This is a genomic window from Paenibacillus sp. SER-28 (genome assembly GCF_052906305.1).
This window is the reverse complement of sequence record NZ_JBRECM010000002.1, coordinates 529,868-544,866: the sequence shown is the minus strand read 5'-3', so window position 1 is coordinate 544,866 and position 14,999 is coordinate 529,868. Positions and strand designations below refer to the sequence as shown.

Below are 14,999 nucleotides of genomic sequence, written 5' to 3'. Positions count from 1 at the left end.
TTCCTATTATTCTATGGACTGAGAAGCTTGCGGCTCACTACGCAACAGCACATTCACAATTTCGTCCTTCTTCTCCACTGGAGCCAGCAGCTTGCCTGTATCCTTTCGGTCGGTCAAAGGAGCCTTTTCCGAAAGGAAGGACATCGTTTGTCCTTCTGCTGTGATTGCAAATAATTGAACAGCTTCACGGCAATAGAAGGCAGCCACGATTCGAGTTCCATTCGAACGTACTCGTTTGCCTTCCTTGAACTCAAAGGTAGTGATACCTTTGCCGCCTCTTCCCTGTGTAGGATAGTCCAACAGAAGCGTACGCTTACCATAACCAGACTCGGTCAGCACCAACACTTCTCCTTCATCCTCTTCTACCCATAACGCCGCGATAATTTCATCGCCTTCCGCTAGCTGTATACCTTTGACACCAGCCGATACGCGACCCATCGCATTAACCTCTTGCTCCTTGAAGCGTATACTCATACCCGCGCGGGTAATCAGCATAATATCCCGGGCACCCTCGCTCAACGTTACCGATAACACCTCATCGTCCCCTGCTACTTTGCAGGCGGCTACGGCACTAGAACGTTTTGTAGCATATTCTTTTAATTCTGTACGCTTTACTTGGCCCTTCTTTGTTACAAATACTAGACTTTTGCCGATTTCCTCGATGTTTTTGAGCGGAATAACACTTACGATACGATCTTCCTTCGATAACGGAATGACGTTGACAATTGGTGTGCCCGGCTCTTTCCACTTATACTCTGGCACCTGATGTACAGGCAGTAAAAAATATTGTCCGCGCTGGGTGAAGACGAGCAATACATCCAGCGTATTCACATCAAGCAATTGGGTAACGTAATCCCCTTCTTTAACACCGGAACTTGAACGTTCCCCGCCTGAACGAGTGAATGACAACATACTTGTACGTTTCACATAGCCATCTTTTGAGAGTGTCAGCAACACATCCTCTGCTCCCACCATGACTTCCAGGTTCACCTTAATCTCTTCTACCTCGCCCTGGATATCTGAACGACGGTCAATGCCGTACTTTTCGCGAATTTCCAACAGTTCCTTGCGAATTAGGCTGATCAGCTTGCGATCACTTTCCAGAATAGAACGATATTGCGCGATTTTTTTCTGGATGTCACCCAGTTCTTTTTCAAGCGTGGTGATTTCCAGATTGGTGAGACGGTACAACTGCAAGGTCAAAATAGAATCTGCCTGCCGTTCGCTAAAACCAAACATCCATTGCAAATTATTTTGTGCGTCCTGGCGATTTTTGGAAGCTTTTATAGCTGCGATGACCTCATCCAGAATGTTCAGCGCCTTGACCAAACCTTCCAGCACATGGGCACGATCCTCTGCCTTTTCCAGTTCATACTGGATACGGTGAGTGACAACTTCGCGTTGATGGGCGATATACGCTTCCAAAATGGACTTCAGCCCAAGCTGATGTGGCGCCTTGTTCACAATGGCTACCATGTTGAAGTTATATGCCACCTGTAGGTCGGTTTTTTTCAGCAAATAAGCTAAAATCCCTTCCGCATCGGCTTCCTTCTTCAGTTCCACAACGATGCGCAAACCATTTCGTCCACTTTCGTCACGAACCTCGGCAATCCCTTCCACCTTTTTCTCCAGACGGATATTTTCCATGGCGGTTACGAGCCTTGATTTGACGATCTGATACGGAATCTCGGTAATGACCAGCTGCTGCTTACCTCCGCGCAAAGACTGAATTTCCGTTTTGGAACGAATATAAATGCGTCCTTTTCCCGTGCGATAAGCGTCCTTGATGCCTTCGCCACCCATAATGAGTCCACCCGTCGGGAAATCAGGACCTTTAATAAAGGTCATAATCTCTTCCAGCTCAATCTCGGGCTTTTCCATCACCGCAATGCTGGCATCAATAACTTCGCGTAAACTATGTGTAGGAATCTCTGTTGCAAATCCCGCAGAGATCCCACTGGAACCGTTCACCAACAAATTTGGATAACGAGACGGCAACACAACGGGCTCTTTGGCCGAGTTATCAAAATTGTCCTTGAACAAAACCGTACGCTTTTCAATATCGCGCAGCATTTCCATTGCAATCGGAGACAAACGAGCCTCCGTATAACGCATTGCTGCCGCCGGATCATCATCCTGGGAGCCCCAGTTACCGTGACCATCCACCAGCACGTGACTCATTTTCCAAGGCTGCGCCATCCGTACCATGCCGTCGTAAATCGACGAGTCACCGTGGGGGTGGTAATTACCCATAACGTCCCCAACGGTTTTGGCCGATTTACGATATGCTTTATCCGGCGTATTGCCCGAATCGTACATTGCATACAGAATACGACGTTGTACGGGTTTTAATCCATCTCGTACATCGGGTATCGCCCGATCCTGAATAATATATTTGGAATATCGGCCAAAGCGGTCACCGACCACTTCCTCCAGAAAAGCTGGCAAAAACTGCTCCGATAAGCTCATGTATACACCTCTTTTGATAGCACTACTCTACGTATTCCGTGAAATCTACGTTTTCCACGATCCAGCGCTTGCGCGGATCCACCTTATCACCCATCAAAGTGGACACCCTGCGTTCAGCCTTGGCTGCATCCTCTATCTGAACGCGTAACAAGGTGCGTGAATCGGGATTCATCGTTGTTTCCCATAACTGATCAGGGTTCATTTCCCCAAGTCCTTTATAGCGCTGAAGCTCAAAATTTCGTCCAAATTCTTTTAAATAATTATCAAGCTGCTCGTCAGTCCAAGCATAACGCACCGTTTCGAGCTTACCCGACTTTCGAGTTATTTTATACAATGGCGGTTGAGCAATAAATATGCGTCCTGCATCAATAAGCTCTTTCATGTACCGATAAAAGAACGTCAACAACAGCACTTGAATGTGCGCACCATCTGTATCTGCATCGGTCATAATGATGATTTTGGAATAATTGCTGTCTTCCAGCGAAAACTCTGTTCCTACTCCCGCACCAATAGCTGCTGTAATAGCACGGTACTCATCATTCTTCATAATATCCGCCAGTTTGGATTTTTCTGGATTCATCGGCTTGCCCTTCAGCGGCAATATGGCCTGAATTTTGGAATCCCGTCCCTGCTTGGCTGATCCTCCAGCTGAATCGCCTTCCACAATAAACAACTCATTACGTGTAAAATCCTTGGACTGCGCAGGCGACAGTTTACCATTCAAATTGGAACTTTCACTGCGCTTTTTGCCGGAACGCATCTCATCCCGAGCTTTACGTGCAGCTTCACGCGCTCTGGATGCTTGAACTGCCTTCTTGATCAAAGTTTGTGCTATCTGCGGATTTTCTTCCAAAAAACGCTGCATCTGCTCAGATACGATGGCATCCACTGTACTCCGTGCCGAAGCGCTACCCAGCTGATCCTTTGTCTGGCCGACAAATTCAACTTCAGCCATCTTGACACTGATTACAGCCATCATGCCCTCACGTAGATCGTTGCCCTCCAAGTTTTTATCCTTTTCTTTCAACATCACCGTTTTGCGGGCATAGTCGTTCATGACACGAGTATAAGCGGTTTTGAATCCCGTTTCATGCGTACCCCCGCCACGTGTCGGAATGGAGTTAACGAACGAAGCAATCGTCTCTGTATAACCCGCATTGTACTGGATGGCAATCTCTACTTCAATGTCTTCTTTCTCGGCATTAAAGTGAATAACGTCATGCAGCACATCCTTGCCCTCATTCAAAAAAGCAACAAACTGACTTGCGCCACCCTCATAAAAATACTCATCTGACTTTCCGCTGCGTTCGTCTTTAAGTTGAATACGAAGGCCCGAATTTAGAAAAGCAATTTCCTGAAGGCGCTCAGCCAACGTATCGTAGTTAAAATGAATGCCTGCCTGAAAAACACGAATATCCGGTTTAAATGTAATTTTCGAGCCCGTCTTGTTAGTATTGCCCAGCACTTCAAGGCCTGTGGTCGGTTCTCCGACATGCTCCACGCCCTTCTTGTCCTGCCAATATTCAAACCGCTGACGGTGAATCTTGCCGTCCCGGTAAATTTCTACTTCAAGCCATTCCGAAAGAGCGTTCGTTACAGACGCACCTACACCGTGCAGACCCCCGGACTTTTTATATCCCGAACCGCCAAACTTACCTCCGGCGTGCAAAATGGTGAATACAACCTGAGGCGTAGGAATTCCCGTTTTGTGCATTCCTGTAGGAATACCGCGCCCGTTGTCTGATACTGTAACGGAACCGTCCTTATGCATTGTAATATCAATGCGAGAGCAAAACTTGGCGAGATGTTCATCCACCGCGTTGTCTACAATTTCCCATACCAAATGATGCAGTCCCGAAGAACTGGTGCTCCCGATGTACATGCCCGGCCGTTTGCGAACTGCCACAAGCCCTTCGAGCACTTGAATGTCGTCCGCGCCATATTCTGAAGCTCCGCTTTGTGTGCCGGATACTCCCGCAGACAAGTCGATTTTGTCGACCATTCATGCTCCCCCTTTGTCTAATCGTAACCGTGTTTTGCCTTATTCTTGATGATTTTCACCAAAAATGCAAACAGATGTTTTCTTTTACCTTGTCCATTTTAATTCAATATATCCCGTTTCGTAAAGACGGCGAATGAAACAATCAATGCCGCAGCCCCCCAAATGCACAGTACAGCTAAAGAAAAGGGTAAGGTCATTCCCTCAATCGGGGCGGGGCTTCCAGATAAATAATCGGTTAATTCGAGGTTAACCATAAATAAATATTTAGCACTCTGCCAAGATGAAGCCATGTTTGTCAAAATAGTGCCCGAAATAAGCGCAGCCATCATGACCACGATACTTGCCGCCGTACTTCGTACCAGGACAGATACCATAAAGGCTAACGAAGCTACCACAAGACTGACAAACCAGATCAATCCGGCTTGCAGCATCAGATAATGCCATTGTGGAATCGCATGTACAGCAGACAAATCCACCGTCGATCCAACAATTTGAAATCCGGTAAATACCGGAACATTAAAACCGCGAAAACCAAAAAACAAGCCTGATATGAGATAGCTAATTATAAATACAGCCAAAATGATGAGCGAGACGAACATATACAATGTCAACAGCTTGCTCAGCAGTATTTTCCACCGCCTGACTGGGCGAGTCAGCAACATTTTTATCGTGCCTGTCGTCCGTTCTCCAGAAACCAAGTCGGAGGCAATGGCCATAATCAACAGCGGAACGAACAGATTTATGGAATTATCCATAAACTCTCTGGTAAAGGTGACGCCACTCGGCTCATTAGGATTCACGTCATTTTCCAGATAATATTGCATTTGCTGCACAAAAACCCGACGATAGGTCTTCCATTCCTCGGGAACCCGGTCACTGCCCAGCGAGTTCTGGTTATCGGTAATGGCCTGACGTAGTTCGAGCCGCCAATCATTGCCGAATTTTTCGCGATTGTTTTCTGCCACTTTCATCTGAGCGTACGTAAAAATCGGCACAAGCACAAGTAAAACAAGTAAAATGACATAAAATCGTTTCTTCTTGATAATTTTGAGCGTTTCATTTTGTACGAGCGGTAAAATGTTATTCAAGTATCTCACCTTCCGTCATTTTCAGGAATAGCTGCTCCAGTGTAGGATTGATTTTGGTTACACCTTTAACGGAAATACCGGAAGCCGTCATTTGTGTCACCAGCTCCGCAATATGCTCTTCATCCATTTCTGTAAAAATTGCATCGGCTCCGCTGCCTGCAACAATGCTGTCATCAATTAATTCATCGGCATTCGTAATCATTTGCACATGCGGAGAATTTTGCAATATGGCAAGACCCTGATCACGAGGCTCCAGTTGCCACACGGCCATGTGCGAATGCGTCTCAACCAGTTCCCGTACACCACCTACAGCTAGCACCTTTCCCCGACTTATAATTGCCACCCGATCACATAGCAGCTGGATTTCGCTGAGCAAATGGCTGGAAACAAATACAGCCATGCCTTCTGCCGCTAGCAAACGGATAAAAGCTCTCATTTCCTTGATCCCCTTGGGGTCTAACCCGTTCGTCGGTTCATCCAAAATGAGTAATTTCGGTCTACCTAGCAAGGCTTGGGCTATACCAAGGCGCTGGCGCATTCCGAGAGAATACGTACTTACTTTATCATGGATACGGCGATCGAGCCGAACCAGCTCAACGACTTCGCGGATACGCTGCTCGTCTACACCAGGCTGCATACGGGCAAAATGCTCTAAATTCTCCCACCCTGTCAGGTAGCTGTACACCTCTGGATTTTCCACAATAGAACCAATATGCCGTAAAGCCTGCTCAGGGTCACGATTTACATTATGACCACAGACGGTAATCGTCCCTTCCGTAGGCTTAATTAAATCGACCAGCATACGAATAGTCGTCGTTTTTCCAGCCCCATTAGGACCAAGAAATCCGAAAATTTCACCCGCACGAACGTCGAATGTGACATCATGAATGATCATTTTGCGTTTGATACGTTTCTTAACGTGCTGAACAGAGAGAACTGTTTCGGTATTGCTTCTGTCTCTGCCTCCGCTGCCAACCTGATTGGCGGAATGGAAACTGGACAATGCATCCCTTGATGTCGAATTTTCGGTACTTCCAGCCCCGGTCTTGTCAGCAGATTGGATGCTCATTGCTTGTTTCCTCCCTTTTTCACTTCAGCGGGTTGGCTACTTGTAGACTGTTGTTCATTATCCACTTTATCGGCATCCTTCGTGTTTGCAACTGCAAACCCTTGCGCGATACGTTCAGCGATTGCCTGATAGCCCTGTCCGTTTGGATGAAAATGATCGGATGATAAATAGACGGGCAAATTTTGCTGGAATAAATCGAAAGTTGGAACCAGAGTCATATTGCTGTTTTGGTTGGTAATTGCCATGGCAGCCAGATTCCATTCTGTTACTACAAGATTACCTGGAATTTTCATTTCCGGCAGATCACTGAATGGATTATATAATCCGACATAGATAATTTTAGCATTCGGATTGATTTTCCCTACCTTTGTCAGTACTTTTTGCAGACGTTTGGCGGCATCAGGCACAGCTTTACGCAAACCACTAAGTGTAGGCGGCTCTTTGCCAGTTTGGGCAGCCTGAGCTCCCTGAAATAAATCATTTCCGCCAATCGAGACAATAATGACGTTAGCCTTTTTCAACACATAAGAAACACCAGGCTCATCCAGCTTGGTCAATAGTCCTTGAGTCGTCAGTCCATTAATCCCCAGATTATTTATGAGCTGAGCCTTATGGCCTTCCTGATTATTTAACAAGCTCACCGACCGACGCACAAAACCACTTCCGGAGTCATCCCCCGTGCCTTTGGCTAGCGAATCTCCAATGGCAGCTACCCGAAACTCTCCCGTCTGAGTAGTAGCGGATGGCGCAGTTTGTGTCTGCGATGAACCGGAATGTACAGGTTGAGTGCTAACCATTGGCTCTGGAGCCGTGATACTTTGTACTGCTGTAATAAATCCGTACAATAATAGCAATGTGGCGGCAATGGAAACGGAACCGACAGACCGCCAAATCCATTTTGATGAATTCACTCGTGTTCCCTCCTGATAGCTTAGTGAAATAAACATAAAGCTTCTCATATCATTTTGCAAATAAACCGTTCGGAATAAAAGCGCAATAAATGCTTAGAGTCACATATAATTTCCCATGAACATGCAAAAAAAGGATGGCAAATGACCATCCTTATATTATACTTTCTTGTGCGAACAGTTGATCTTCTCATCTCTAATCAGACGAATCAAACTATTTGCTATCAGGGATAAAACTTTTGATCCATTGTCCAAAACTGCCCGGATTTCGACTTTGAATCAGTACCGTTCCTTCACCGCGAAAGCGGCATACAAGTGCTTCTCCACTCGTTACGCTGGACAACCAGCCTTTAGATGCTTTTTCAATTTTATAATCCATATAATCCGGCCATGCCACCAGATGAGCATTATCAATAATACGCTCTTCTCCTGGCGCAATATAAATGGGATGAATGGCTCCATAAGAGGACAGGAATACCGTACCTCGACCACTGATTTCTACGATAAAAAAACCTTCACCGGAGAATAAACCTTTCATCAGGTTTTGCATTTTGGTGCTAACCTCAATGCCTTCCGTACAAGCCAGAAAACCGTCCTTTTGGACGAACAGCCTATACGTGCCATCCAGTTCCACCGCTTGTACATCACCTATACTAGCAGGGGCTAACAACACCTCAGCCGGTCCCCGGGCTGCCCTCAGTTCTTGAAAAAAGAATTTTTCTCCGCTCAGCATTCTGCCTAAGCCACGTAACAGTCCACCGTCTACCGTCCCCTTTATATCTACACTGGAAGACATGGAAACCATCGCTCCCATTTCTGCTTTAATCATTTCCCCGGGGTTCAACTGCATCTTGAGCATAGCAAAGGCACCTTTATGCACGATTTCGTAGCTCATTTGTTCACCTGGCTTTCCATAAGTAGTCTGCTATCCATTCAACTTGCTGCTATCATACTATAAATACGTCCCTTATGTCTTTTCTGGTATAAAGCAATGGTTATGCCACTGGAGGATGAAGAGACACCAAAAGACCCGCTGAACGTGTCAGCGGGTCTTTAGATTAACGTCACGTCACTATCTTTTCGTAGCAGCGACATAACGTTGGGAACGTATTTACTATCAACTTAGTTACGTGTGAACTCTTGTACCCAATACCCATTGTAGTAAGCCACACCGATTTGTGTAAACTCTGCCTTCAAAATATTCTCACGATGTCCCTGACTGTTCATCCAGGCTTTCATCACTTCTTGTGGTGTTTGTTGTCCCATAGCAATATTTTCACCCGCATACGTATAAGTTACACCGAATTTTTTCATCATATCAAATGGTGAACCATAGGTCGGTGATGTATGGGAAAAGTAATTGTTCGTACTCATATCCTTCGCCTTGACTAAGGCTACTTCTGTAAGCTTCGCATTCGATGCGAGGGGCTTGAGACCTTTTTGGCTGCGCTCGTTATTTACAAGCTTTACAACCTCAGCTGCAAATTGGGACTTGCTGAGTTGTGCATCCGTACCTGCAGACTGACCCGCGCCTGAGTTTGTGTTTTGTTTTTGAGTCTGTTGCTTGGTAGCAGACTGCGAAGCCTTTTGGCCACCCTGTTTGGTTGTTGTTTGTTTGCCGGATGAAGGATTTGCTGTTTTGTTTTTAGCCTTGTCCTTTTCAGAAACATCCTTAATTACGGTCTTTGTTATCGTAGTCGTCCCGTTGGACATATTGACGGTATATCCGTTATTTTGAAACCATTGTTGCAGTTGGGCAGTCAAATCGTCAGCTGGTGAAGCTGATGCCGGAACGATGAATCCTGCGGATAAAATGGCGCTAAGACTTCCCATCACCAGTGTTTTTTTCAACATATTCTTCATTTCGTCATCTCCTTGTTGTATAAATGCCTTGGTGTGAACGCGTCTGGTTACAACTTTGTAATCTTTACTCTAGCAGTATATCATGTTTTATAGCAGGATCAATGGTATAAAAGTTGGAAAAAAAATAGCCCCGCTCGGAATTGACCCATGCGGAACTAAGTTAAAGTAGTGAGGCTTCAAGTATTAGATTGTCTTGTTATAGGCTGATTATCTAAGCTTTTTGCTGAAACGGTAGCCTTGCTTTTCAAAGCCGATTCGGTTGTAGAAAGCTCGGGCCTCTACTTGTTTGATGCGGTTATTCGCTCCGGTAATGAATAAATGATAGCATCCTTGCGCACGTCCCCACTCCTCACCACAAGCCACCAGGCGCTTGCCAATGCCCTCGCCGCGATACTCCCCGCTCACGACCAGCATGGTGATTTGTACGGCAGGATCAGGATAAGCCAAGCTTTGAGCCGTATGCATGCCGATTACTCCGACAACACGACCATCCATTTCTGCAACCATCATACTCGCTTGACTGTCCTCCTGTGCTGTTCCCATAACTTCTTTCATTACACCACAAGTCATCGGGTATCCGACTTCTCTTAGTAGTCCAGTTACGGCTTCGCAATCGCCAAGCTCTACGGAACGAATTGTCAGTACTGGAATCATCACATTGTTAGACATGATTTACCTCCACTTTCAGCATATTAGCAGCTTCTTTGGCCGTCTTCCGTGCTGTTTCCACATCTTCTGCAGCGCTAAGCGCTACAGCCATCCGGCGTCCCGGCTTGGTTTCAGGCTTCCCGAACACTCGCACCTGTGTCCGGGGTAGCAATAATGCATCATGCAGACCGCTTATTACGAAATCCCGCGTAGTCACTTCTGCCTTCAAAGTAGCTGAAGCTCCTGGTGTAAGCAGCGTGACGGATGGCACCGGGAATCCGAGAATGGCCCGCACGTGAAGCGCAAATTCCGACAAATCCTGCGTAATCATGGTCACCATTCCTGTATCATGCGGACGAGGGGATACTTCACTGAATATGACGCCATCAGCTGTTAAAAATAGCTCTACGCCAAACAATCCGTAACCACCCAGTTCATCCGTTATCCTACGGGCAATCTCTTCCGCTTCCGAAAGCTGCTTGTCCGTCATACCATGAGGCTGCCAGGATTCGACATAATCCCCATCTTTCTGAATGTGGCCAATCGGTGGGCAAAAAGTCGTACCCAAAACCGATCTGACGGTCAATAAGGTAATTTCGCTCTCAAACGGGACAAAAGCTTCAACAATGACACGTGTTGTTTTGGCACGCGCGCCTTCCAGCGCCGTATTCCAGCAGGATTCTGCATCTTCGATTGCCCTGCATACAGACTGCCCTTTACCCGACGAACTCATCAAGGGCTTGACCACGCATGGCGTGCCCAGCTCATGAACCGCCGACCGCAACTGCTCAAAGTTATCTGCAAAACGATAGGCAGCAGTCGGAAGCTGTAATTTCTCGGCAGCCAGCCTGCGGATACCTTCCCGGTCCATCGTAAGACGGGCGGCACGGGCCGTTGGTAATACGTGAAATCCTTCTTGCTCTAATTCTTCCAAAGCACCCGTAGCAATAGCTTCGATTTCAGGTACAATTATGTCGGGCTTTTCCTTACGAATTAGTGCCTTCAACGCCTCAGCATCCTGCATATCCAGACAGTGAGAGCGATGGGCCACCTGCATTGCTGGAGCCAGTTCATAGCGATCTACAGCAATACATTCCACGCCAAGCCGCTGAGCTTCAATAATGACTTCTTTTCCCAATTCGCCGCTACCCAGCAGCAGCATCTTCTTAGCCTTGGCAGAAAAAGGAGCACCCCACATCTTGAACTCTTCCCCCTCTGACGAAATTGCTCTGATCTCTTTTCATCTTTATTTTCAGGGTTTAGCTCCAAGAATGCAATAGTGCTCGGCATTAAAATTTACAAAAAACGCGATTTTTTGATCTTTTTTTTACAAAAATCTGAACTGTGCTTCCACCAGCCCCCGATATATTCCATGTTTTTTCATCAATTGTTCATGATTACCACTTTCTTGGATTTCCCCATGATCCAGTACAACGATATGATCAGCATTACGGATGGTGGACAAACGGTGAGCGACCATAAAAGAAGTTCTACCTTCTAGTAAAACCCGAAGAGCCTCCTGAATTTTCAACTCCGTTTCTGTATCAATACTAGCTGTGGCCTCATCTAGGATAAGAATTCGCGGATTAGCCAGCAAGGCACGAGCAAAGGATAAGAGCTGTCGCTGGCCCATGGACAGCATTCCCCCCCGTTCCTCTACCTCTGTTTCATAGCCAGCTGGCAAGTGAACAATGAATTCATGAGCATTGACCGCCTTCGCAGCCGCTTCAATTTCCTCATCCGTTGCATCCAAACGGCCAAATCGAATATTATCACGGATCGTCCCCGAAAAAATAAATGTATCCTGAAGTACGATGCTAATCTGGCTTCGCAAGCTCTCCACCGTGACATCACGCACATCATGACCGTCAATCGTAAGCCGCCCTGACGTAATGTCATAAAAACGGCTTAGCAGATTAATAATTGTACTTTTACCTGATCCGGTATGACCCACAAGCGCTATAGATTGACCCGCCTCGACAGAAAGATTAATACCTTTAAGCGCCTGACGTCCCTTTTCATACTCAAAAATGACCTTTTCAAATTGGATGTCTCCCCGAATGGGCGGCAAGGCTATTGCTCCCGGTTTGTTTGCAATATTCGGCTGTTCATCCATAAACTCAAAAATTCGTTCTGACGAAGCCATCGCAACCAGTAACTGATTATACATTTGGCCCAGCCGATTAATCGGCTCCCAAAAGTTCCCAACATAGTTGGCAAACGCAACCAGTAGTCCCACCGTAAGTTGGTCTGTCTGAATTAAATGCGCTCCAAACCAGAATAGCACAAGCGTACCAAATCCTCCGGTAATATCAATAAGTGGGCCAAAAACCTGATTCATTGCAGAAGCCTTATCCCACGATTTTTTGCTAGAGCTGTTCATGTCGTCGAAATAAGCCATGTTTTCCTGCTCCTGCGTATATGCTTGTGTCACACGAATCCCCTGAATAGACTCATTCAAATGTGAGTTGATACGCGAGTTCTTCATACGCACTTCTTGCCAAGCGCGGCGGATGCGTACGCGCAGCTTGGTCGAGATCAAAAACATGATCGGAACAGTGACAATTACCGCTAAACCGAGCTTCCAGTTAATAAGCAGCAAAATGACAATAATTCCGATAAGCTGTACGCAGTCAATCAGGACATTCACTGCACCGTTCGTAAATAGATCCTGTAGCGAGTTAATGTCATTCGTCACGCGCACTAATACAGAACCTGCCGGTCTCTTATCAAAAAAGTTAAAAGATAGCTTTTGAATATGCTTGAACAAATCTTCACGCAAATCGTAAATAACCCGTTGACCAATAATATTGGTGAATTTAATGCGGTACGTGCTGGCTGCCCATTGAATTAAATATAACAAGAGCACGGCACCCGTGATGAGCAACAGCAACTTTACGCTGGGCAGTGCAGGCCATGCTGGAGCAATTGCTTTATCAATGGCCAGACTGATCAAATAAGGAACGGTCAGCTTGGTAATGGTGCCGAGAATCATCATGACGAGAAGGATCGGCAAAATCTGACGGGCATAAGGCTTCATGTATGCCAACAAACGTTTGAATTCTGACCAGTTAAACGGTTTGTCAATGACATCATCATCTTGATAGACAAAGCGCTCATTCGTTGGTTTTTTTAACGGTTTGACTTTTTCTGCGGGTATATTCATGGTCTCACCTGCCCTTCGGATACACCGTCTGGAGCCTGAGCTATGTAATCGGCGTATTGAATATGATACACATCCTGATATGGACCTGGAGTAGCAATGAGCTGTTCATGTGTTCCACGCTGAACGATTCGTCCTTCCTCAAGCACCACAATTTCATTGGCATGACGAAGCGAAGAGATTCGATGAGCGATTATGAATGTTGTTCGACCACGCATAACCTCTTGAAAACCGGTCTGTATTTCATGCTCTGTTTCCATATCGACCGCACTGGTAGCATCATCCAGAACCAGAATCTTCGGATTTTTGAGTAGTGCGCGCGCGATGGCGATCCGTTGTTTCTGTCCTCCGGACAGTCCCAATCCACGTTCTCCGACGACAGTGTCATAACCCAGCGGTAGTTCAGTTATGAATTCATGCGCCTGAGCCAGTTTGGAAACGCGTATGATGTCATCCATACTGACATGGCTTAAACCATATGAAATATTGTTGCGAATAGAGGACGAAAACAAAAACGTCTCCTGAAACACGGAAGAAATTTGAGCACGCAAATCGCGAATCTTTAAGTGACGTATATCCTTGCCATCCAACTTGATACTTCCTGCATTCACATTATAAGCGCGCATGAGTAATTGAATAATGGTAGACTTCCCTGACCCCGTCCCTCCTAAAATTCCAATGACTGATCCTGGCGGTGCGTCTAAATTGATGTCAACAACAGCAGGAAGCTTATTTCCGTAAGCAAAGGTAACATGTTCAAACGTAACATGTCCTTCCACCTGATCGGCATCGAGTGTAAGTGCTCCGGCTTCATCGGTTACATCTATGGACTGATTTAGCAGTTCCAAGACCCTTTCACCAGAAGCTTTGGACTGCGTATAGTTATTGATATGAAAGCCAATGCTCCAGATGGGGCCGATAATATACCAAATTAAGCTAAAGAAAGCGACGAGCTGCCCCAAGGTCATTGACTTCTGAATAACCAGATACCCCCCCATGCCCAACAGAAGGACCACACTGACAGAAGCAATCAGTTCCATAGCGGGGAAAAACCGACTCCATAAGGAAGCAGCCTGAATTTGATTACTCTTGTATTGTTCATTACGTACTGAAAATTTCTCAACTTCATAGGATTCGCGGGCAAAAGATTTGACGGTTCGCACACCTGTTATATTTTCTTGGACCGCCGTCGTCAAAGCGCTAAGGGCAATCCGCATTTCCTGAAAGGTGGGATGAATCCGGGATTCAAACTTGAATGTGACGAAGAGCAGCAATGGCATGCTGATCATCGTAATGAGGGTGAGCTGCCAGTTAATATACAGCATCATCATAGAGCCGAATATGACCATCAGTAGCACATTGAGGAGTTGGGCAAAACCAAACCCAATAAAGTTACGAATTGCCTCCAAATCACCAGTCAGTCGGGACATGAGATCACCCGTTTTGGCAGTGTCATAATATCTGAAGGACAGAAATTGCAGCTTTTCGTAACAAGCATTGCGGAGTCGGTACGCCAGATAGTTACCTAGCCGTCCACCAAAAAAACCATGTAAAAATTGCATGAACCCTTTGATGATGACTACTCCCAGCACAGTCAGAGCCAGCGCCGGGACTTTCCCGAAGTCACCGGGAATGATAGCGTTATCAATGAGCCTTTGGAGCAGGTTCGGATACACCAGTCCCAGAGCCGTAGCTATCGCAAGGCATAAAATAGAAAGAAACAGATAGTGTCTCCTCTCGCGAAAAAAAACTTGCAGTTGCCTGAGCACTTCCATGTTAATGTCCCTCC

At 46.2% G+C, this 14,999-nt stretch carries 11 protein-coding genes; all 11 read right to left on the bottom strand.

Features of this window, described 5'->3' with window-relative positions; genetic code table 11:
• Window positions 1–6: 6 nt before the first annotated feature.
• The gene (gyrA, locus tag ACUYLD_RS07905) at window positions 7–2,469 is read right to left on the bottom strand and encodes a DNA gyrase subunit A (protein WP_446674731.1); all 2,463 of its coding nucleotides are present in this window, start codon (window positions 2,467–2,469) and stop codon (window positions 7–9) included.
• 22 nt (window positions 2,470–2,491) lie between these two features.
• A complete protein-coding gene (parE, locus tag ACUYLD_RS07900; protein WP_028540692.1) occupies window positions 2,492–4,471 on the bottom strand; it encodes a DNA topoisomerase IV subunit B in 1,980 nt (659 codons plus the stop codon).
• A gap of 98 nt (window positions 4,472–4,569) precedes the next feature.
• Window positions 4,570–5,559, bottom strand: a complete 990-nt coding sequence (locus ACUYLD_RS07895; RefSeq protein WP_235309635.1) for an ABC transporter permease — start codon at window positions 5,557–5,559, stop codon at window positions 4,570–4,572.
• Window positions 5,552–6,628, bottom strand: a complete 1,077-nt coding sequence (locus ACUYLD_RS07890; RefSeq protein ID WP_061831573.1) for an ABC transporter ATP-binding protein — start codon at window positions 6,626–6,628, stop codon at window positions 5,552–5,554. The genes ACUYLD_RS07895 and ACUYLD_RS07890 overlap by 8 nt, the downstream gene beginning before the upstream one ends.
• Window positions 6,625–7,575, bottom strand: a complete 951-nt coding sequence (locus ACUYLD_RS07885) for a GDSL-type esterase/lipase family protein (protein WP_446674730.1) — start codon at window positions 7,573–7,575, stop codon at window positions 6,625–6,627. The genes ACUYLD_RS07890 and ACUYLD_RS07885 overlap by 4 nt, the downstream gene beginning before the upstream one ends.
• A gap of 175 nt (window positions 7,576–7,750) precedes the next feature.
• Entirely contained in the window at window positions 7,751–8,431 is a 681-nt protein-coding gene (locus ACUYLD_RS07880) for a TIGR00266 family protein (RefSeq protein ID WP_446674729.1), read from the bottom strand.
• A 227-nt stretch (window positions 8,432–8,658) separates the two neighbouring features.
• Entirely contained in the window at window positions 8,659–9,399 is a 741-nt protein-coding gene (locus ACUYLD_RS07875) for a CAP domain-containing protein (protein ID WP_254328446.1), read from the bottom strand.
• A gap of 207 nt (window positions 9,400–9,606) precedes the next feature.
• Window positions 9,607–10,068: a GNAT family N-acetyltransferase gene (locus ACUYLD_RS07870; RefSeq protein WP_250261153.1), complete on the bottom strand. Its 462-nt coding sequence runs from the start codon at window positions 10,066–10,068 to the stop codon at window positions 9,607–9,609.
• Window positions 10,061–11,245, bottom strand: coding sequence for a formate-dependent phosphoribosylglycinamide formyltransferase (purT, locus tag ACUYLD_RS07865; RefSeq protein WP_446674728.1), 1,185 nt, complete (start codon window positions 11,243–11,245; stop codon window positions 10,061–10,063). Before purT ends, ACUYLD_RS07870 begins: the two co-directional genes overlap by 8 nt.
• 129 nt (window positions 11,246–11,374) lie before the next feature.
• A complete protein-coding gene (locus ACUYLD_RS07860) occupies window positions 11,375–13,213 on the bottom strand; it encodes an ABC transporter ATP-binding protein (RefSeq protein WP_446674727.1) in 1,839 nt (612 codons plus the stop codon).
• Window positions 13,210–14,985 carry an ABC transporter ATP-binding protein gene (locus ACUYLD_RS07855; protein WP_446674726.1) on the bottom strand — a complete coding sequence of 592 codons (1,776 nt, stop codon included), beginning with the start codon at window positions 14,983–14,985 and terminating at the stop codon, window positions 13,210–13,212. The genes ACUYLD_RS07860 and ACUYLD_RS07855 overlap by 4 nt, the downstream gene beginning before the upstream one ends.
• Window positions 14,986–14,999: the final 14 nt, after the last annotated feature.